Annotated in this window: 20 protein-coding genes, 1 tRNA gene and 1 pseudogene; 5 read left to right on the top strand and 17 right to left on the bottom strand. The window is 64.3% G+C overall.

The features are described from left to right. Positions 1-235: 235 nt before the first annotated feature. From ABZD10_RS05000 to ABZD10_RS04945, 12 genes are all read right to left on the bottom strand, one after another. Positions 236-312: transfer RNA gene (locus tag ABZD10_RS05000), tRNA-Arg, on the bottom strand. Between the two features lie 51 nt (positions 313-363). Further along, entirely contained in the window at positions 364-1,584 is a 1,221-nt protein-coding gene (locus ABZD10_RS04995; RefSeq protein WP_372885030.1) for a cysteine desulfurase, read from the bottom strand. Beyond that, the gene (locus ABZD10_RS04990; protein ID WP_372885028.1) at positions 1,584-2,165 is read right to left on the bottom strand and encodes a YIP1 family protein; all 582 of its coding nucleotides are present in this window, start codon (positions 2,163-2,165) and stop codon (positions 1,584-1,586) included. The genes ABZD10_RS04995 and ABZD10_RS04990 overlap by 1 nt, the downstream gene beginning before the upstream one ends. Then, positions 2,162-2,647: a YIP1 family protein gene (locus tag ABZD10_RS04985; RefSeq protein WP_372885027.1), complete on the bottom strand. Its 486-nt coding sequence runs from the start codon at positions 2,645-2,647 to the stop codon at positions 2,162-2,164. Before ABZD10_RS04985 ends, ABZD10_RS04990 begins: the two co-directional genes overlap by 4 nt. Next, complete coding sequence (gene sufD / locus ABZD10_RS04980) at positions 2,647-3,933, bottom strand: Fe-S cluster assembly protein SufD (RefSeq protein ID WP_372885026.1); 1,287 nt, start codon at positions 3,931-3,933, stop codon at positions 2,647-2,649. Before sufD ends, ABZD10_RS04985 begins: the two co-directional genes overlap by 1 nt. Further along, positions 3,933-4,688 carry a Fe-S cluster assembly ATPase SufC gene (sufC, locus tag ABZD10_RS04975; RefSeq protein WP_372885024.1) on the bottom strand — a complete coding sequence of 252 codons (756 nt, stop codon included), beginning with the start codon at positions 4,686-4,688 and terminating at the stop codon, positions 3,933-3,935. Before sufC ends, sufD begins: the two co-directional genes overlap by 1 nt. Before the next feature lie 48 nt (positions 4,689-4,736). Beyond that, positions 4,737-5,051, bottom strand: a complete 315-nt coding sequence (locus tag ABZD10_RS04970; protein WP_372885023.1) for a heavy metal-binding domain-containing protein — start codon at positions 5,049-5,051, stop codon at positions 4,737-4,739. Next, positions 5,051-5,257 carry a hypothetical protein gene (locus tag ABZD10_RS04965; RefSeq protein ID WP_372885021.1) on the bottom strand — a complete coding sequence of 69 codons (207 nt, stop codon included), beginning with the start codon at positions 5,255-5,257 and terminating at the stop codon, positions 5,051-5,053. Before ABZD10_RS04965 ends, ABZD10_RS04970 begins: the two co-directional genes overlap by 1 nt. Position 5,258: 1 nt before the next feature. Beyond that, positions 5,259-5,465: a hypothetical protein gene (locus ABZD10_RS04960; protein WP_372885020.1), complete on the bottom strand. Its 207-nt coding sequence runs from the start codon at positions 5,463-5,465 to the stop codon at positions 5,259-5,261. Further along, positions 5,458-6,981 carry a Fe-S cluster assembly protein SufB gene (gene sufB, locus ABZD10_RS04955; RefSeq protein WP_372885018.1) on the bottom strand — a complete coding sequence of 508 codons (1,524 nt, stop codon included), beginning with the start codon at positions 6,979-6,981 and terminating at the stop codon, positions 5,458-5,460. Before sufB ends, ABZD10_RS04960 begins: the two co-directional genes overlap by 8 nt. Positions 6,982-7,001: 20 nt before the next feature. Then, positions 7,002-8,048, bottom strand: coding sequence for a cysteine desulfurase family protein (locus tag ABZD10_RS04950; protein WP_372885017.1), 1,047 nt, complete (start codon positions 8,046-8,048; stop codon positions 7,002-7,004). Between the two features lie 82 nt (positions 8,049-8,130). Then, positions 8,131-8,592 (bottom strand): Rrf2 family transcriptional regulator, encoded by a 462-nt coding sequence (locus ABZD10_RS04945; RefSeq protein WP_372885015.1) that lies wholly within the window; start codon positions 8,590-8,592, stop codon positions 8,131-8,133. A 156-nt stretch (positions 8,593-8,748) separates the two neighbouring features. Between ABZD10_RS04945 and ABZD10_RS04940 the strand changes: the two genes are divergently transcribed. The 5 genes from ABZD10_RS04940 to typA all read left to right on the top strand — a co-directional run bounded on the left by ABZD10_RS04940 (position 8,749) and on the right by typA (position 13,628). Beyond that, positions 8,749-9,405: an alpha/beta hydrolase gene (locus ABZD10_RS04940; protein ID WP_372885014.1), complete on the top strand. Its 657-nt coding sequence runs from the start codon at positions 8,749-8,751 to the stop codon at positions 9,403-9,405. A gap of 3 nt (positions 9,406-9,408) precedes the next feature. Next, complete coding sequence (locus tag ABZD10_RS04935; RefSeq protein ID WP_372885012.1) at positions 9,409-9,645, top strand: hypothetical protein; 237 nt, start codon at positions 9,409-9,411, stop codon at positions 9,643-9,645. 400 nt (positions 9,646-10,045) lie between these two features. Further along, complete coding sequence (locus ABZD10_RS04930; protein WP_372885011.1) at positions 10,046-11,260, top strand: NADP-dependent isocitrate dehydrogenase; 1,215 nt, start codon at positions 10,046-10,048, stop codon at positions 11,258-11,260. A 151-nt stretch (positions 11,261-11,411) separates the two neighbouring features. Further along, positions 11,412-11,747 carry an SMR family transporter gene (locus ABZD10_RS04925; RefSeq protein ID WP_372885009.1) on the top strand — a complete coding sequence of 112 codons (336 nt, stop codon included), beginning with the start codon at positions 11,412-11,414 and terminating at the stop codon, positions 11,745-11,747. Positions 11,748-11,807: 60 nt separating this feature from the next. Beyond that, the gene (typA, locus tag ABZD10_RS04920) at positions 11,808-13,628 is read left to right on the top strand and encodes a translational GTPase TypA (RefSeq protein ID WP_372885007.1); all 1,821 of its coding nucleotides are present in this window, start codon (positions 11,808-11,810) and stop codon (positions 13,626-13,628) included. Between the two features lie 81 nt (positions 13,629-13,709). Here typA and ABZD10_RS04915 read toward each other — a convergent pair whose 3' ends face one another. The 5 genes and pseudogenes from ABZD10_RS04915 to ABZD10_RS04895 form a co-directional block, all read right to left on the bottom strand. Continuing rightward, complete coding sequence (locus ABZD10_RS04915; RefSeq protein ID WP_372885005.1) at positions 13,710-14,489, bottom strand: class II glutamine amidotransferase; 780 nt, start codon at positions 14,487-14,489, stop codon at positions 13,710-13,712. An 18-nt stretch (positions 14,490-14,507) separates the two neighbouring features. Continuing rightward, the gene (locus ABZD10_RS04910) at positions 14,508-14,795 is read right to left on the bottom strand and encodes a DUF1330 domain-containing protein (RefSeq protein ID WP_372885004.1); all 288 of its coding nucleotides are present in this window, start codon (positions 14,793-14,795) and stop codon (positions 14,508-14,510) included. Between the two features lie 3 nt (positions 14,796-14,798). Next, a complete protein-coding gene (gene alaS, locus ABZD10_RS04905) occupies positions 14,799-17,471 on the bottom strand; it encodes an alanine--tRNA ligase (RefSeq protein ID WP_372885002.1) in 2,673 nt (890 codons plus the stop codon). 103 nt (positions 17,472-17,574) lie between these two features. Then, positions 17,575-18,129 (bottom strand): hypothetical protein, encoded by a 555-nt coding sequence (locus ABZD10_RS04900; RefSeq protein ID WP_372885001.1) that lies wholly within the window; start codon positions 18,127-18,129, stop codon positions 17,575-17,577. Next, positions 18,126-18,671: pseudogene (locus tag ABZD10_RS04895) on the bottom strand (DNA recombination/repair protein RecA); the annotation flags it as partial. The gene ABZD10_RS04900 and the pseudogene ABZD10_RS04895, both read right to left, overlap by 4 nt.

The following is an 18,671-nucleotide window of genomic DNA, read 5'->3' as shown; positions in this document are numbered from 1 at the left end:
GGGCATCAATGAGGGTTTGGATAACAAGGCAAGTTCACCGGCAAGTGACCACAAGATCGGCAATCCAGGGTGCAAGTGCCCAATTTTTCACCTCCGGTCCAAGGCTGGGCGCGACAGGAACGCCCCCCGGACGGCGGCGCCGGAACAGGGTGGAAAGTCGTGATGGGGGCATCCGCACAGAACAGGGTTCGCGGCCGAAAGGGCGGTGACAGCAGGCCGAGGATACAGGAAGATTTGGCGCACCTGAGAGGATTCGAACCTCTGGCCTCTGCCTTCGGAGGGCAGCGCTCTATCCAGCTGAGCTACAGGTGCCTGAGCGGGGGTATAGCCACAGGCTCGCCCCCCCGCAATGCGAAAAAAACGTCAGGCGAACAAATCATGCGCCAGTTCAAGGGCCTCGACCAGCGCGTCGACCTCGTCGCGGGTGTTGTAGAGCCCGAAGGAGGCGCGGCAGGTGGCGGTCAGCCCGATATGATCCATCAGCGGCCCGGCACAGTGATGCCCGGCCCGCACCGCGACCCCCTTCTTGTCGAGGATGGTCGAGATGTCATGCGCATGCGCGGCCCCGTCGAGGGTGAAGGAAAAGATCGCCGCCTTGTTTGGCGTGGTGCCCTGCAGGTGCAGCCAGTTCAGCCCCTGAAACCGCTGCATCGCGTAGTCGCGCAAGCCCGCCTCATGCGCCGCCACGTTCTCCATCCCGAGATCCATCAGGTAGTCCAGCGCCACCCCGAGGCCGATGATCGGCACGATTGCCGGCGTTCCGGCCTCGAATTTCATCGGCGGATCATTGTAGACCACCGCCTCTTTCGACACTTCCTTGATCATGTCGCCGCCGCCGATAAAGGGGCGCATCTCGGCCATGCGCTCGGCCTTGCAGTAGATCGCCCCCGAGCCCGAGGGGCCATAGAGCTTGTGGCCGGTGATGGCATAGAAATCGCAGCCGATGTCCTGCACGTCCACCGGCGCATGCACCGAGCCCTGCGAGCCGTCGACCAGTACCGGCACGCCCTTGGCATGGGCGCCCTCGGTGATGGTCTTCACATCGACCATGGTGCCCAGCACGTTGGAACACTGGGTGATCGCCACCAGTTTCGTTCGCGGGCCGATGGCGTCGATCACCGCCTGCGGGTCCAGCGCCCCGGTAACATCGGTATCGACCCATTTCAGCACCACGCCCCTGCGTTCACGCAGGAAATGCCATGGCACGATATTGGCGTGGTGCTCCATCACCGACAGCACGATCTCGTCGCCGGCCTCCATGCGCGGCATGGCCCAGCCATAGGCCACCATGTTGATGCCCTCGGTGGTGCCCGAATTGAGCACGATCTCGCGCTCGCTGGCGGCGTTCAGGAACCGGGCGATGGTGCCGCGCACGGCCTCGTACCTGTCGGTCGCCAGATTGGACAGGTAATGCAGCCCCCTGTGAACATTGGCATATTCCATGGAATAGGCCTGGGTCACCGCGTCGATCACCGCCTTCGGTTTCTGCGCCGAGGCACCATTGTCGAGATAGACCAGCGGCTTGCCGTTGACCTCGCGCGACAGGATCGGAAAATCGGAACGGACCTTGGCCACATCATACATCAGCTAATTCCCATGGAAGTCACGCCGATCGCCGAGATGAACAGGGTCAGCCCCGTCATCAGCCCGATCAGCGCCAGAAGGATGGTCACGACCGCCTGCCCCTTGCCGGGAAAACCATGGGCGATCTGAACGAAATTCAGGAAGATCCACAGCCCGTAGAGCCCGGCGGCCATGGAAAACAGGCTGGCCAGCATCGGCACGAAGACCAGCAAGACCAGGAACAGCAGGTCGGCAAGGCTCTGGACCGCCAGCAGCCAGGCCACCAGGGTCACCAGCAGCGACAGCTCGGCCCGACCGCCCTGCACCCGCCCGACCCAGTAGAGACAGAACACCATCACCGTGGTGAAGGACAGCGACAGGATCAGGTAGACCAGCGGCGAGCGGATCACCGGAATCCAGAAATCGACCGGCAGGTCGACCATCGCCATGTTGGCGAAATAGACCAGCGTGTTGAAGACCCCCGCCAGCGCCAGCGCCATCCAACCGGCCTCGGGCGGCAGTTTCAGGCCGGCGATCAGCCGCGCGGCCTGTGCCGGGGCATAGATGGTCTGCACCAGAAGATGTTGCAGCAGCGCCTTCATCGCGCCCCCCTGCCGGCTTGGAACAGGCCGGAAATCCAGAACCACAGAAAGGCCGTGAGCCAGAAGAAGCCGACGATCTGGGCCTCCGTCCCGGCCCCGAGATAGCCCTTGGTCACCCCGTGCAGCAGCAGCAGCGGCGACGAGGCGAACAGCGCCCAGAACAGCGCGAACCGCGCCGCGTAGGCGCCGCCCTTCCAGCCCAGGAGGCGCAGCACCAGCGCCATCACGCTGGCCATCAGATAGAAGGCCAGCGGCGCGATGAACAACAGGCCGAACAGCGCGCCGCCGATCAGCGGCCCGAGCTCCCGCCCCTCGAGATGCGCCAGCCGGGCGTTGTAGGGCCAGCTGGAGACGAACAGCAGGACGCAGCCCGCCATCAGGATCGCCAGCGCGCGGTCCTCGCGCGGCCCCATCGCCAGATGGCGCGCCACCACCTTGTGGGGGCCGCGATAGCTTGCCAGCATGTCGGCAACCACCGACATCAGCCGTTGCGCCTGCGGACCAGCCACCCCTCGAGCCGGCCGCGGATTTCCTCGGCCAGCGTCTCGTCCTCGATCTCTTCCACCGCTTCGGCAAGGAAGGCCAGGGTCAGAAGATCGGTCGCCGGCCCCTGCGGCACGCCGCGCGCGCGCAGGTAGAACAGCGCCTCTTCGTCGATCGCCCCCGAGGTCGAGCCATGCGAACAGGCCACGTCATCGGCATAGATCTCCAGTTCGGGCTTGGCATAGAACTGGCTGTCCTCGTCCAGAAGCAGCGACTGGCTGATCTGGTAGCCATCGGTCTTCTGCGCCGTCTGGTTGACCAGGATCTTGCCCTGAAAGACGCCGGTGGCGCCGTTGCACAGCACCTTCTTGAACACCTGCCGGCTTTCGCAATTGGCACCGTTATGGGTGATGAACACGGTGTCGTCGTGATGGAAATCGCCATTGCCGACGCAGGCGCCGGCGATATGCACCACGCCGTTGTCACCGTTAAGCTCGACCACCGCCTCGTTGCGGGTCAGCACGCCGTTAACGGTCAGGGTGAAGCTCTTGAACACCGCGTCGGCGCCGAGACGGGCGAACAGATGGGTCACCGCGCGCCGCTCGTGGTCGCGCCCCTGGGCCCGCACGTGATGCAGCGTACCGCCCTCGGCGATGTCGATCTCGATGCATTTGTTGAAACGTGCGGCAGCGGGGCCGTTTTCCAGAATCGTCGCCTCGGCGCCGGGCTCGATGCGCAGCACGTGATGCAGGAAGACGTCGGAATCCTCGGCCTCGTGGGTATAGACAAGGTTGATCGGGCGCGACGGCTTGCCGGTCACCCGGATCGCAACGCCATCGCCGGCATAGGCGGTATTGAGCGCCGCCAGCGGCCGTTCGACCGGGGTCTGGCCGGCGGCTTCCAGCTCACCATAGAGGTCTTCGGCCCAGTGTTCCTTGGTGCAGCAGATGTCCTCGAGCCGGTCGATCTCTACCCCTTCCAGCTCCAGCGGATCCGACAGCTCGGGGCTGTAAAGACCGTCGACGAAGACGATGCGCAGGCAATCCATGGCGCCGAAGACCGGGGCCTCGCCGGATTTGAACACCGCTGCGGCCGGGGCCGCCGGCTGGGTCAGCGTGTCGGGGCGGGTGTATTTCCAGTATTCGTCGCGCCGCTGCGGCAGCCCCATCGCCTGCAACCGCGCCAGCGCCTTTTCGCGGGCTTCCTTGGTGCAGCCGACCTCGGGCAGGACCATCGCGGCCAGCCGCTCTTCGGTGGCCGTTCTCTTGCGATCATCCAGCGCCATCAGGTCAACTCCGCCAGAATGTCGGCATAACCGTTGTGTTCGACCTCGAGCGCAAGGTCCGGTCCGCCGGTCTTGACGATGCGGCCATCGGCCATGATGTGCACCACGTCGGGCTGGATATGGTCGAGAAGACGCTGGTAATGGGTGATCACCAAGAAGCTGCGGCCCTCGTCGCGCAGCGCGTTCACCCCCTGCGACACCAGTTTCATCGCATCGACGTCAAGCCCCGAGTCGGTCTCGTCGAGAATGCACATCTTGGGTTCGAGCATCGCCATCTGCAGGATCTCGTTGCGCTTCTTCTCGCCGCCCGAGAAGCCGACATTGACCGGGCGTTTCAGCATGTCGGCGTCGATCTTCAGCGTCTTGGCCTTGGCCCGCACCACCTTGAGGAACTCGGCGGCGCTCATCTCTTCCTGGCCGCGCGCCTTGCGCTGTGCGTTCACCGCCGTGCGCAGGAAGGTCATGTTGCCGACACCGGGGATTTCGACCGGGTACTGGAAGGCCAGGAACAGGCCGGCCGCGGCGCGTTCCTCGGCCTCGAGTTGCAAGAGATCCTGCCCCTCGAGCGTCGCCGACCCTTCGGTCACCTCGTAGCCGTCACGCCCCGACAGAACATAGGAAAGCGTCGATTTGCCCGAGCCGTTCGGCCCCATGATGGCATGTACCTTGCCCGCCTCAACGGTCAGGTCCACACCCTTCAGGATCGGCTTGTCCTCTTCTTCAAGTTTGACCTTCAGGCCTTTGATTTCCAGCATCTTTTATTCCTTCGCGTTTCCCGACCCGCGGCGGGGTCTCACGGGTCCCTATTTCAGAGTTACGGCCGTGCCGCTGGCCGAAACCATCAGCATCGAGCCATTGACAACTTCATAATCCAGATCGACGCCGACCACGGCGTCCGCCCCCAGCGCGACGGCGCGCGCCTCGAGTTCGCGCAGCGCCGTGTCACGGGCGTCCTGCAACTTGCTTTCATAGGCGCCCGAGCGGCCGCCGACGATGTCGGTGATCGAGGCAAAGACATCGCGCACCACATTGGCGCCCATGATCGCTTCGCCGACGACGATGCCCCGGTAGTCGGCGATCGGCCGACCCTCGATCGAGGGTGTGGTGGTGACGATCATCAGAACACTCCTAGCCAGATCAGCAGCATCATCGCGCTCATCGCCACCAACCCGCAGATCGCCGAGGTCACAAAGACCGATCCGGCAACCAGACCCTGCCCCGACCCGGTGCGTTTCTTGCGAATGGCGAAGCCGACCGCGCTGCCCAGGGCAATTCCGGCCCCGACACCGACGGACTGCTGCATCAACTGGTTGATGGTTTCCATCTCAGCGCCCCTTCCGCCGCGACCGGCGCATGGCGCGCACGATGAACACCGCCGCCACCCGGCCAAGAATGGCCCCCGTGGCGATGGCAATCACCGGATTGAGGTAGCTGAACGAATTCAGCTGCACAAAGGTCACGCCCAGAGTGCCGCCCAAGACGGGCAGGGCATAAGGCAGGGCCGCTTCGATTTTCGCGCCGGTGCTAGCCAACGGACCCCTCCAGGCTGATGGCCACCAGCTGCTGGGCTTCCATGGCAAACTCCATCGGCAGCGCCTGCAGCACCTCCTTGGCAAAGCCGTTGACGATCAGCGCCACCGCCTCTTCCTCGTCCATGCCGCGCTGGCGGCAGTAGAACATCTGTTCGTCATCCACCTTCGAGGTGGTGGCCTCGTGCTCGACCCGGGCCGAATTGTTGCGCACCTCGATATAGGGCACCGTATGGGCGCCGCATTTGTCGCCGATCAGCAGCGAGTCGCACTGGGTATAGTTGCGCCCGTTGCGCGCCTTGGGGTGCATCGAGACCTGACCGCGATAGGTGTTCTGCGAGAAGCCCGCCGAGATGCCCTTGGAGACGATCCGGCTCTTGGTGTTCTTGCCGAGGTGGATCATCTTGGTGCCGGTATCGGCCTGCTGATAGTTGTTGGTGATGGCGATCGAATAGAACTCGCCCTGGCTGTCATCGCCGCGCAGGATGCAGCTGGGGTATTTCCAGGTCACCGCCGAGCCGGTCTCGACCTGGGTCCACATCACCTTGGCGCGGTCGCCCCGGCAGTCGGCGCGTTTGGTAACGAAATTGTAGATCCCGCCCTTGCCGTTCTCGTCGCCCGGATACCAGTTCTGCACCGTGGAGTATTTCACCTCGGCGTCTTCCAGCAGCACAATCTCAACCACCGCGGCGTGCAGCTGCGAAGTGTCGCGCTGGGGCGCCGTGCAGCCTTCGAGATAGCTGACATACGAGCCCTTGTCGGCGATGATCAGCGTGCGTTCGAACTGGCCGGTGTTTTCGGCATTGATGCGGAAATAGGTCGACAGCTCCATCGGGCAGCGCACGCCCGGCGGCACATAGACGAAAGAGCCGTCCGAGAACACGGCCGAATTCAGCGTGGCATAGAAATTGTCCGAAACCGGCACCACCGATCCGAGGTATTTCTTCACCAGTTCGGGGTGTTCGCGGATCGCCTCGGAGATCGAGCAGAAGATCACCCCGGCCTCTTTCAGCTCTTTCTGGAACGTGGTGCCGACCGATACCGAGTCAAACACCGCATCGACCGCCACCTTGCGGCCCTCGGCGGGCGGCGCATCAGCGCCTTCGACACCAGCCAGAATAGCCTGTTCTTTCAATGGGATGCCAAGTTTCGCATAGGTCGCCAGCAGCTTGGGGTCGACCTCGTCCAGGCTTTTCGGCTTTTCTTCCATGCTTTTCGGGCGGGCATAGTAATACTGGTCCTGAAAGTCGATCTCCGGGTAGTCCAGCATAGCCCAGTCCGGCTCGGTCAGTTTCAGCCAGCGGTCAAAGGCCTGAAGCCGCCATTCGGTCATCCACTCGGGCTCTTCGTTCTTGCTGGAAATCAGCCGCACGATATCCGTGGTCAGCCCCTTGGGGGCATATTCCATGTCGATCTCGGTTTCCCAGCCGTATTTATAGGCGCCACCGACTTCGCGAACCGCGTCAACAGTTTCCTGATCGACGCCTTCTTTCACTTCGGTCTGGTCCACTATGGCCATGATCTACTCCTGTCGTTCGCTCAAGCCGCTCGTGCGCGGTGTTTCCTGTACTGCGCCAGCCAAGCCTTGGCAAAACCCAGTACGTCCTGTTTCGTCGTGTCGGGCCCCAGCGAGACCCGGATCGCCCCCGAGGCGATCTCATCCTGATAGCCCATCGCCTTCAGCACGCGGCTGGCCCGCACCTTGCCCGAAGAACAGGCCGACCCCGCCGAGACCGCATATCCGGCCAGATCCATCTGCATCACCTGGGTTTCCCCCTTCCATCCGGGGGTCGCCAGGCAGATCGTGTTGGGAAGGCGCGTCGCCGTTTTCCCGACAAAAATGGTATCCTTTGCCTCGAATGCAAGTGTCTCTTCCAGCAAATCGCGCAGAATTGCAACCCGGTCCCAGGTGCCCTCGGCCAGATCGCGGGCGCTGGCGGCGGCGGCGGCGGCGAAACCGACCGCGCCAAGGACATTCTCGGTGCCGGCGCGGCGGCCCATCTCCTGACCGCCGCCCCTGAGCTGCGCCGCCAGATCGGTGCCGCGTTTCAGGATCAGGGCGCCGATGCCCTTGGGGCCGCCCAGCTTGTGGGCCGAGGCCAGCGCCATGCCAGCGCCGCTCCAGTTGAAGGCCACCGGCAGCTTGCCGAAGGCCTGGGTCATGTCACTGACCGCCAGCCCCTCGGGCAGGGTCTGCACGATGCCGGTTTCCGAATTGGCCATCTGCAACGTGCTTTGCGCCGGGTCGCGGGCCACCACCTGCCCGTCGGGCCCCAGCGGCAGATCCGCCGTCACCCAGGCATTGACCGCGTCATGTTCGATATCGCCGGCATGCAGGCCGCGCCCGGCCAGCGCCAGCGCGGCGGCCTCGGTGGCACCAGAGGTAAAGACGATATCGGCGCCATCGGCGCCAAGCGCGGTGGCCAGATCGGCCCGCGCCCGTTCCAGCAGCCCCTTGCTGGCCCGCCCCTCGGCATGGACACTCGACGGGTTGCCAACACTGTCCATCGCCGCGATCATCGCCGCCCGCGCCTCGGCCCGCAGCGGCATCGAGGCATTGTGATCAAGATAGACGCGCGCGCTCATGGCCGGCACCCGCGCCGCCGCCAGCCGCGACCGAAAGCCATGCCGCCCCGCACGGGGGCGCGGCCTGCGTGAAATTCCATGTTCACTCTGCGTCCACCACCGAAAAGAGGCTGGGAATGGCCGGGCATGGCGCCAGTTCGTTCTGAACCACGTCGGACAGCCGCGTCTGGTGCAGAAAGACATAGACCTGCGCCGAGAGCCCCTCCCACAGGCGGTTCGACAGCGACTGCGCCCGCGACCCCGAAGACCCTCCGGTGGCCCCGGCCCCGGTATGCATTGCCGACACCGTTTCATCGACCGCCGTCAGCACATCGACGATGCGGATATCCGACGCCGGGCGCGCCAGACGATAGCCGCCCCCCGGCCCGCGCACGCTGGTCACCAGCTCGGCGCGGCGCAGCTTCACGAAGAGCTGTTCGAGATAGGGCAGCGAAATATCCTGCCGCGCCGAAATCTCGGACAGGGTCACCAGATCGCCCGGATCCTGCAACGCGATATCTGCCAGCGCCACAACCGCATAGCGACCTTTGGTCGATAGTTTCACCTTAAGCTCCCCGCAAGAGATTGACGTCACACGCCACAAAGCCTAAATCGCTAGCAGCGCTACCGGCAGCCGCCGGAAATCTTAGAACCGTTCTAGAGTGCCCAAGTAAATTCGTCAAGAATTTCATCGGCACCCCCGCAAGAGACAGGGAGCCCCATGCCTGAGGTCATTTTCGCCGGACCCGAAGGCCGCCTCGAAGGCCGCTATCACCCCCAGAAGGAAAAAGACGCCCCGATCGCCATCGTGCTGCATCCGCATCCGCAGTTCGGCGGCACCATGAACAACAAGGTCGTCTACAACCTGCACTATGCCTTTTTCAACATGGGCTTTACCGTGCTGCGCTTCAATTTCCGGGGCGTCGGCCGCAGCCAGGGCGAATACGACCAGGGCGTCGGCGAGTTGAGCGACGCGGCCTCGGCGCTGGATTACCTGCAGTCGATGAACAACAATTCCAAGCATTGCTGGGTCGCCGGTTTCTCGTTTGGTGCATGGATCGGCATGCAATTGCTGATGCGCCGCCCGGAGATCACCGGCTTTATCTCGGTGGCACCGCCGTCGAACATGTATGATTTCTCGTTCCTCGCGCCCTGCCCCTCTTCGGGTCTGATCATCAACGGCACCGCCGACCGGGTGGCGCCGCCGGCAGACACCCATGGTCTGGTCAACAAGCTGCACGAGCAGAAGGGCATCACCATCACCCATCAGGAAATCGAGGGTGCGGGCCATTTCTTCGAGACCGAAGACTACATGAATACCATGGTCGGCAACGTCACCGACTATGTCAAACGCCGGCTGACCGAGAACACGCGCTGAGCCATGGCCTATTACGACGCTCTGGCACAGAAACTGGCCGAGGACGTCCTCGCGGCGCAGAGGGCGCTGAATGACGACCAGCTGGTCAAGGACATTGCCGAGACGATCGAGGCCACCTCGTCGACCCTGCACGAAGCCTTCATGACGGCGGTGCGGGTCTATGCGGCAGAAGAGCGCGCCCGCCTGCAACTTGAGCAGAGGTTGAAAGCAGGCGGATTCACGCTGAAGCCGCCCCGGTGATATACCCGGTGATATACCCGGTTGATTTGCCCGGTGACTTAACAGTGACCCAACAGTGACTCGCGGGCCTTCGGGCCCGTTTGTCATTTCTTGCGGCGGCTTGCCCACCCTGAGCTTCTTCATCTTTCACCGGAAGTTCGCACCGCTATCCAATTGAAATCAAGTCGAAACCCGCAAAACGACTTGGCGGCATCCAGACCGCTGACCCGCATTCCGACCGGCAACGGGCGCCGCGTCGTGGCGACCTGCCTGCACTGTGGCAAGGCTGTGATCTGCGGATTTCAGGGTCGCCCGCGGCAAGTCGATTGCCATGTATACAATCGCATACAAAGCTTTCCTTGGCCGTGAATCTGGTCTATTCAGCCGCTGAAACCGACTCGCAATTCACGAGGACAAGCAGATGAGCCGAATCAAGGTAGACAACCCGATCGTCGAAATGGACGGCGATGAAATGACCCGCATCATGTGGCAGTTCATCAAGGACAAGCTGATCCTGCCCTATCTCGATATCGACCTGCTCTATTACGATCTCGGCATCGAAGAGCGCGACCGCACCGACGACCAGATCACCATTGCCGCCGCTGAGAAAACCAAGGAAGTCGGCGTGGCGGTGAAATGCGCCACCATCACCCCCGACGAGGCGCGGGTCGAAGAGTTTGGCCTGAAGAAGATGTGGCGTTCGCCCAATGGCACGATCCGCAACATCCTCGGCGGCGTGGTGTTCCGCCAGCCGATCATCTGCAAGAACGTGCCCCGCCTCGTGCCCGGCTGGACCAGCCCGATCGTGGTCGGCCGTCATGCCTTCGGCGACCAGTACAAGGCCAGCGACTTCACCTTCCCCGGCCCCGGCAAGCTGACGATGAAATTCGAGGGCGAAGACGGCACGGTGATCGAACGCGAGGTCTATGACGCGCCCTCGGCCGGGGTCTATCAGGCGATGTACAATCTGGATTCCTCGATCATTGACTTTGCCCGCGCCTCGATGAACTATGGTCTCAACCTCGGCTGGCCGGTCTATCTTTCGACCAAGAACACCATTCTCAAGGCCTATGACGGCCGCTTCAAGGATCTGTTCCAGCAGGTCTTCGAAGAGGAGTTCGAAGAGAAGTTCAAGGAAAAGGGCATCTGGTACGAACACCGGCTGATCGACGACATGGTGGCCTGTGCGATGAAATGGAACGGCAAATTCGTCTGGGCCTGCAAGAACTATGACGGCGACGTGCAGTCCGACACCGTGGCCCAGGGCTTCGGCTCGCTGGGGCTGATGACCTCGCAGCTGATGACGCCGGACGGAAAGATCGTCGAGGCCGAAGCCGCCCATGGCACCGTCACCCGCCACTATCGCCAGCATCAGAAGGGCGAGCAGACCTCGACCAACTCGATCGCCTCGATCTATGCCTGGACCGGCGGGCTGAAGCACCGCGCCAAGCTCGACGAGAACATCGCCCTGCGCGCCTTTGCCGAAACTCTGGAGCGGGTGATCGTGCAGACCGTCGAAAGCGGCCACATGACCAAGGATCTGGCGCTCTTGGTCGGCCCCGATCAGGGCTGGCTGACCACGATGGGCTTTCTCGAGAAGATCGACGAGAACCTCAACAAGGCGCTGAACGGCTGAGCCGAGGCGCGCAGCGGGCGGTTCCGCCGGGGCAGCGCCCTGCCCCGGCCCCTGTTTGCCGCCCTGCCCCTGCGCCCGGCATTGGCGTTTGCGCCCGCGCCCGGAGTTGGCTAGATCGGAACAGTCGATAGCCCTGTTCCGCGAGGTCCGGATGCCCAAAGCCTATGCCCTTCTGATCGCCGCCGTGCTGATGGAAACCATCGGCACCTCGGCCCTTCAGGCCAGCCAGCAGTTCACCCGCCTGTGGCCGGCGGTGACCGTGGTCGTCGCCTATGGCATCTCTTTCTACCTGATGGGGCTGACGCTGAAGTATCTTCCGGTCGGAATCACCTATGCCGTCTGGTCGGGCTTCGGCATCGTCTTCATCGCCATCATCGGCTATTTGGTGTTCGGCCAGAAGCTCGACCTGGCGGCGGTTCTGGGAATGGCGCTGATCGTCCTCGGGATTCTGGTGATCCATCTTTTTTCCAAGACCGCCTCCCATTAAGGGGCTGGCCTTTTCTGCCACTGCGATATAGGGCGGGCGCGAACAGGAAAGGCATCACCCATGGACCTTCGTAACATTGCGATCATCGCCCACGTCGACCACGGCAAGACAACGCTGGTGGACGAGCTGCTGAAACAGTCGGGCGCGTTCCGCGAAAACCAGGACGTGGCCGAACGTGCCATGGATTCCAACGACCTCGAGCGCGAACGGGGCATCACCATCTTCGCCAAGCCGACCAGCGTCGAGTGGAAGGGCACCCGGATCAACATCGTCGACACCCCCGGACACGCCGATTTCGGTGGCGAGGTCGAGCGTATCCTGTCGATGGTCGATGGTGTGGTACTGCTGGTCGATGCCGCCGAAGGCCCGATGCCGCAGACCAAGTTCGTCACCTCCAAGGCGCTGGCCCTCGGTCTGCGCCCGATCGTGGTGCTGAACAAGGTCGACAAGCCCGATGCCGAACCCGACCGGGCGCTGGACGAATGTTTCGATCTCTTTGCCTCGCTCGATGCCAACGAGGACCAGCTCGACTTCCCGCATATGTATGCCTCGGGGCGCAACGGCTGGGCCGATGCCGAGCTGGACGGGCCGCGCAAGGACCTGCACGCGCTGTTCAACCTGATCGTCAACCATGTTCCGGCGCCGCGCCAGATTGCCCATCAGAACGAGGATTTCCGCATGCTCGCCACGACGCTGGGCAGCGATCCCTTCGTGGGCCGCATCCTGACCGGCCGGGTGGAATCGGGCCGGCTCAAGGTCGGGGCGACAGTGCAGGCGATCAGCCGCATCGGTCAGAAGATCGAACAGTTCCGCGTCACCAAGATCCAGGCCTTCCGCGGTCTGGCGCAGCAGGACATCGACGAGGCGCTGGCCGGCGACATCGTCTCGATCGCCGGCATGGCCAAGGCCACCGTGGCCGACACCATCTGCGCGCTGGCGGTGGACGAGCCGCTTGAGGCGCAGCCGATCGACCCGCCGACCATCACCGTCACCTTCGGCATCAACGATTCGCCGCTTGCCGGCCGCGACGGCAAGAAGGTGCAGAGCCGGGTGATCCGCGACCGGCTGCTGAAAGAGGCCGAGAGCAACGTCGCGATCAAGGTCGCCGACACGCCGGGCGGCGAGGCCTTCGAAGTCTCGGGTCGCGGCGAATTGCAGATGGGCGTGCTGATCGAGAACATGCGCCGCGAGGGCTTCGAGCTGTCGATCTCGCGCCCGCAGGTCATCATGCGCGAGGAAGACGGCCAGAGGATCGAACCGATCGAAGAGGCCACCATCGACGTCGACGACGAATACTCGGGCGCCGTGATCGAAAAACTGACCGGCGCGCGCAAGGGCGAACTGGTCGAGATGCGCCCCGCCGGGGCCGGCAAGACCCGGATCATCGCCCATGTGCCGTCGCGCGGTCTGATCGGCTATCACGGCGAGTTCCTGACCGACACCCGCGGCACCGGGGTTCTGAACCGGGTGTTCCACGGCTGGGCCCCCTACAAGGGCCCGATCCCGGGGCGCCGCGCCGGGGTGCTGATCTCGATGGAGAACGGCCAGTCGGTGGCCTATGCGCTGTGGAACCTCGAAGAGCGCGGCAAGATGATGATCGGCGCCCAGGCCGACGTCTATACCGGCATGATCATCGGCGAACACAGCCGCGAGAACGATCTCGAGGTGAACCCGCTGAAGGGCAAGAAACTGACCAACGTGCGCGCCAGCGGAACCGACGAAGCGGTGCGCCTGACCACGCCGATGACCCTCTCGCTGGAAGAGGCGATCGCCTATATCAACGATGACGAGCTGGTCGAGGTGACGCCGAACAACGTGCGGCTGCGCAAGCGCTATCTCGACCCGCACGAGCGCAAGCGGATGTCGAAAGCGGCGCAGTAAGCGCCTGAGGCGAACAGTTCAAAGATCAAAGGGCGGCCCTTGGGGCCGCCCTTTTGCATGTCGCCCCGACCTTAGCGCGCGTCAGAGCGGCGGCTCGAAGGGGCGGATCGAGGCCTGATCGCCGCGGAAGGTGCAGAACGAGCCCGGCGGCACCGCCTCCCAGCCCGGCTGATCGGTGAACAGCGGCTCAGAGACCACCGCCCGGCCCCGGCGCGAGGCGCTCCAGCGGTGGTAGATCGTCGGTGCGTGATCGTCCGAGGCATAGCGGATCGCATAAAGGGTCTCGCCGTCGGAAAAGGCGGCGGCGATGCGCATATGCGGTGTCGTGCCCTTGTCCTGGCTCATGCGTTGCAGGATGCCGACGGCGATCTCCATCGCCAGCTTGGGATCATCGTCAAGCCCCTCGACCAGCCCCAGCAGGAACAGCACCTCGCTGTCGGTGGCCCCCTTGCGCTGGTGGTACAGCTCGTCCGGGATCAGCATGTCGGCGCGGCGGCGGAAATTCTCGAAACCGCCGATCTGCCCGTTGTGCATGAAGGACCAGCGCCCGACGGCAAAGGGGTGACAGTTGTTGCGACTGGTGGCGGTGCCGGTCGAGGCCCGCACATGGGCCAGGAACAGCGGCGAACGCACCTGCGCGGTGATCGAGCGCAGGTTGGCATCGGACCAGGCCGGATAGGTGTCGCGGAACAGCCCCGGTTCGGGGCGGCTGTCATACCAGGCAACGCCGAAACCGTCAGCATTGGTGGCGGTCTTTGCCTCGTTGGCATGGATGCTCTGCCGGATCAGCGAATGATCGGGCCGGGTAACGATATCCTCGAGATAACAGGGGTGCCCGATATAGGCGGCCCAGCGGCACATGCGGCGCCTCCCCCCGGCCTATTCGCTGGTCTCGACGACCATCAGTTCCCGCTCAGAGGCGCCGCGCGCGTGGCTCAGCGCCGCCTGGTAGTCGGGACTGTGATAGCAGGCCACGGCGCTGTCCACATCGGGGAAACGCGCCACCACGTTGCGCGGGCGCTCCTTGCCCTCGAGCTGCACGAACCGGCCGCCGCGGGCGATGAACTCACCCCCGTGTTTGGCGATCGCCGGCCCCGCCAGCGCGGCATATTTGCCATAGGCCTCGCTGTCGGTCACTGTCACGTGGGCAATCCAGAGCGCACCCATATCCTATCCTCCGATCACGGCTTCGGCTGCGGCGATGGCGGCCTCGGCATTCTTGGCATCCTTGGCGCCACCCTGCGCCATGTCGGGCCGGCCTCCGCCGCCCTTTCCGCCCAGAGCTTCCACCGCCGCGCGCACGAGGTCAACCGCCGAAACATCACCGACGAGATCTTCGGTGACGCCGGCCGCGACCGCGACCTTGCCACCGGTATCGGCGATCAGCAGCACCGCGCCGCTGCCCATCCGGGCCTTGTGTTCGTCGATCAGAGGCGGCAGGTCGCGCCCCGAGACGCCCGACAGGGTCTGGGCAAAGAACTTGGTGCCGCCGATGTCCTTGTCATCGCCGCCGCCGCCCTGCCCGGCACCGCCGGCCATGGCCAGCTCGCGGCGCAGCTGCGCCACCTCGTTCTGCAACGATTTGCGTTCGTCCAGCAGCGCCTTCAGGCGGTCCATCACGTCGGCGGGCTGCGCCTTGAGCGCCCCGGCGACCGCGCCCATGCGGCCCGCTTCGCGTTCCAGATGGGCAAAGGCCTCGGCGCCGGTCAGCGCCTCGATGCGGCGCACGCCGGCCGAAGAGGCGCTGTCGCCGAGGATCACGAAGGTGCCGATGTCGCCGGTCTGGCGCACATGGGTGCCGCCGCAAAGCTCGATCGAATAGGTGCTGCCGTCCAGCCCCTTGCCGGTGTCGGCGCGCCCCATCGAGACCACCCGCACCTCGTCGCCGTATTTCTCGCCGAACAGCGCCTGCGCGCCCAGCTCGCGGGCGTCATCCGGGGTCATGATGCGGGTTTCCACCGGCGAGTTCTGACGGATGAAGGCGTTGACCTCGGCCGAGACCCGGCTCAGTTCCCCGGCGCTCAGCGCCTTTCCATGGCTGAAGTCAAAGCGCAGACGGTCCTCGGCATTGAGCGAGCCGCGCTGCGCGACATGCTCGCCGAGCGCGCCGCGCAGGGCCTCGTGCAAAAGGTGGGTGGCCGAGTGGTTGGCGCGGATCGCGGTGCGGCGCGCATGGTCGACCTCGAGCTCGACCGCGTCACCCTTGGCAAACGTGCCGCGTTCCACGGTCACCTGATGGGCGTAAAGCTTGCCGTCGGCGAATTTCTGGGTGGTTGTGACCGTCGCCGCCTCGTCGCGGTTCTCGAGCCGCCGGACCACGCCGGTGTCGCCGACCTGACCGCCGCTTTCACCGTAAAAGGGCGTCTGGTTGACGAGAACCCAGCCGCTGCCGCCCTCTTCGATCCGATCGGCCTCGGCGCCGTCGACGATCAGCGCCAGCACCTGGCCCTCGGCCTTTTCGCTGTCATAGCCAAGGAAATCGGTCGCACCATGGGTGTCGGCCAGATCGAACCAGATGGCATTGTCGGCGGCATCGCCCGAGCCGGCCCAGGCGGCGCGCGCCTTGGCCTTCTGTTCGGCCATCGCGGCATCAAAGCCCGCGGTATCGACCTCGCGGCCCTTCTCGCGCAGCGCGTCCTGCGTAAGGTCGAGCGGGAAGCCGTAGGTGTCATAAAGCTTGAAGGCCGCCGCGCCGGGCAGCGCCGCGCCCTCGCCAAGCCCCGACAGCTCGTCATCGAGCAGTTTCAGACCCCGGTCGAGGGTCTGCTTGAAGCGGGTCTCCTCGAGTTTCAGGGTCTCCTCGATCAACGCCTGGGCCTGGCCGAGTTCGGGATAGGCGGCGCCCATCTTCTGCACCAGCGCCGGCACGAGGCGGTGCATCACCGGATCCTTGGCGCCCAGCAGATGGGCGTGGCGCATGGCGCGGCGCATGATGCGGCGCAGCACATAGCCGCGCCCGTCGTTCGACGGCATCACCCCGTCGGCGATCAGGAAAGAGGTCGACCGCAGGTGGTCGGCGATCACCCGGTGGTGCACGTTCTGATCGCCGTAAGGATCGACCGAAGTAACCTCGGCCGAAGCCTCGATCAGCGATTTGAACAGGTCGGTGTCATAGTTGTCATGGCTGCCCTGCAACAGGGCGCCGATCCGCTCCAGCCCCATGCCGGTGTCGATCGACTGCATGTCGAGATCGATCATCGAGCCGTCTTCGAACTGCTCGTTCTGCATGAAGACGATGTTCCAGATCTCGATGAAACGGTCGCCGTCCTCTTCCGGGCTGCCCGGAGGGCCACCCCAGATGTGGTCGCCGTGGTCATAGAAGATCTCGGTACAGGGGCCGCAGGGGCCCGTCGGGCCCATCTGCCAGAAATTGTCCGAGGTGGCGATGCGGATGATCCGCTCTTCCGGCACGCCGAGCTTCTTCCAGGTCTCGAAGGCCTCGTCGTCGGTGTGATAGACGGTGGTCAGAAGCCGGTTCTTGTCGATGCCGAATTCACGGGTGATCAGCTCCCATGCGAAGGGGATCGCCTCTTCCTTGAAATAATCGCCGAACGAGAAATTCCCCAGCATTTCAAAGAAGGTATGGTGGCGCGCGGTATAGCCGACATTGTCGAGATCATTGTGCTTGCCGCCGGCGCGGACGCATTTCTGCGCCGTGGTGGCGCGCACGTAGTCGCGTTTCTCGACCCCGGTGAAACAGTTCTTGAACTGCACCATGCCCGAGTTCACGAACATCAGCGTCGGGTCGTTGCGCGGCACCAGCGGACTCGAGGCCACCACCTCGTGGCCCTGTTTGGCGAAATAGTTCAGAAAGGTCGACCGGATGTCGTTGAGGCTGGGCATGAGATGGCTCTCTCGCTCTTGGGAATGGGCAATTGCTGGCGGTTTATAACCCCGATCCGCGCCTGTCCACATGACAATGCGCCCGGGCGCAGGCAAGTGCCCCTCAGGCCGCGATTTTCCGCAGCAGGTCGCCCTCGGCCGCGACACCGTCGCGGACCACGCTGCACAGGATGCCGCGCAGCCGCAGGGGGCGGTGTTCGGGCGCCCGCACCCAGTCGAGCGCCGCCTGCCCGTAACGCACCTTCCATTTGACGCAGCCGTCGTTGAAGACCTCGGAGACGCGCAGCACCGCGCTGCCCACCGCCAGCAGCTGGCCCTCGGGAAGATTGGCCTCGCTCATGTCGAGATCGGCGATGAAAGTGTCGCCGGGATGCACCGTGGCGTCGCGGTCGCGCCACAGCAGATCCAGCACCCGTTGCGGCAGGATGCTGACCTGAATGCCGGGGTGCGGCGCGCCGTCTTCACCGCGCAGCCATGGCTCGTTCGCCCATCTTTCGCCTGGAATGCCCTGCGCCCGGGTCAGCGTGATCCGGTCGACGAAACGGCGCGCGCCGCGCTTGGGGCGCAGGCAGAGCATGGAAATGGCCGCCCCGTCCTTGGGGGCGGCCAGAATCTCGGGCAGCGCCCGGTCCAGTTCGTCGCGGCCTATGGCCGTCATGCATCGTCTTCCATCAGCACGTCGTTGTCGTCCTCGCCCGGCGGCATGTCGAACTCGAGCCCATGCGCGGCGCGGATCTTGTCCTCGATCTCATAGGCGATGCGGCGGTTTTCGCGCAGGAAGGTCTTGGCGTTCTCGCGCCCCTGCCCGATGCGCTCGTCGCCATAGCTGAACCAAGATCCCGACTTGTTGACCACGCCGGCGGCAACGCCGAGGTCGAGCAGCTCGCCGTTCTTCGAGATGCCCTCGCCGTACATGATGTCGAACTCCACCTGCTTGAAGGGCGGCGCCACCTTGTTCTTGACCACCTTCACCCGGGTGGCGTTGCCGACCACCTCGTCGCGGTCCTTGATCGCGCCGATGCGGCGGATGTCGAGCCGCACCGAGGAATAGAATTTCAGCGCGTTGCCGCCGGTGGTGGTTTCGGGGCTGCCGAACATGACGCCGATCTTCATGCGGATCTGGTTGATGAAGATCACCATGCAGTTCGAGCGCGAGATCGAGCCGGTCAGCTTGCGCATCGCCTGGCTCATCAGCCGCGC

The sequence above is a fragment of the Shimia sp. genome (genome assembly GCF_041624275.1).
GTDB lineage: Bacteria > Pseudomonadota > Alphaproteobacteria > Rhodobacterales > Rhodobacteraceae > Shimia.
This window is presented reverse-complemented; position numbering and strand designations above follow the sequence as displayed.

Excerpts from the sequence above, each read along its gene's own strand:
- sufB (WP_372885018.1), bottom strand. The coding sequence starts at position 6,981 with ATGGCCATAGTGGACCAGACCGAAGTGAAAGAAGGCGTCGATCAGGAA.
- ABZD10_RS04950 (WP_372885017.1), bottom strand. The coding sequence starts at position 8,048 with ATGAGCGCGCGCGTCTATCTTGATCACAATGCCTCGATGCCGCTGCGG.
- ABZD10_RS04940 (WP_372885014.1), top strand. The coding sequence starts at position 8,749 with ATGCCTGAGGTCATTTTCGCCGGACCCGAAGGCCGCCTCGAAGGCCGC.
- ABZD10_RS04970 (WP_372885023.1), bottom strand. The coding sequence starts at position 5,051 with ATGATCGTCACCACCACACCCTCGATCGAGGGTCGGCCGATCGCCGAC.
- typA (WP_372885007.1), top strand. The coding sequence starts at position 11,808 with ATGGACCTTCGTAACATTGCGATCATCGCCCACGTCGACCACGGCAAG.
- ABZD10_RS04985 (WP_372885027.1), bottom strand. The coding sequence starts at position 2,647 with ATGTCGGTGGTTGCCGACATGCTGGCAAGCTATCGCGGCCCCCACAAG.
- ABZD10_RS04935 (WP_372885012.1), top strand. The coding sequence starts at position 9,409 with ATGGCCTATTACGACGCTCTGGCACAGAAACTGGCCGAGGACGTCCTC.
- ABZD10_RS04910 (WP_372885004.1), bottom strand. The coding sequence starts at position 14,795 with ATGGGTGCGCTCTGGATTGCCCACGTGACAGTGACCGACAGCGAGGCC.
- ABZD10_RS04930 (WP_372885011.1), top strand. The coding sequence starts at position 10,046 with ATGAGCCGAATCAAGGTAGACAACCCGATCGTCGAAATGGACGGCGAT.
- ABZD10_RS04990 (WP_372885028.1), bottom strand. The coding sequence starts at position 2,165 with ATGAAGGCGCTGCTGCAACATCTTCTGGTGCAGACCATCTATGCCCCG.
- ABZD10_RS04965 (WP_372885021.1), bottom strand. The coding sequence starts at position 5,257 with ATGGAAACCATCAACCAGTTGATGCAGCAGTCCGTCGGTGTCGGGGCC.
- ABZD10_RS04925 (WP_372885009.1), top strand. The coding sequence starts at position 11,412 with ATGCCCAAAGCCTATGCCCTTCTGATCGCCGCCGTGCTGATGGAAACC.
- ABZD10_RS04915 (WP_372885005.1), bottom strand. The coding sequence starts at position 14,489 with ATGTGCCGCTGGGCCGCCTATATCGGGCACCCCTGTTATCTCGAGGAT.
- ABZD10_RS04900 (WP_372885001.1), bottom strand. The coding sequence starts at position 18,129 with ATGACGGCCATAGGCCGCGACGAACTGGACCGGGCGCTGCCCGAGATT.
- sufD (WP_372885026.1), bottom strand. The coding sequence starts at position 3,933 with ATGGCGCTGGATGATCGCAAGAGAACGGCCACCGAAGAGCGGCTGGCC.
- ABZD10_RS04995 (WP_372885030.1), bottom strand. The coding sequence starts at position 1,584 with ATGTATGATGTGGCCAAGGTCCGTTCCGATTTTCCGATCCTGTCGCGC.
- sufC (WP_372885024.1), bottom strand. The coding sequence starts at position 4,688 with ATGCTGGAAATCAAAGGCCTGAAGGTCAAACTTGAAGAAGAGGACAAG.
- alaS (WP_372885002.1), bottom strand. The coding sequence starts at position 17,471 with ATGCCCAGCCTCAACGACATCCGGTCGACCTTTCTGAACTATTTCGCC.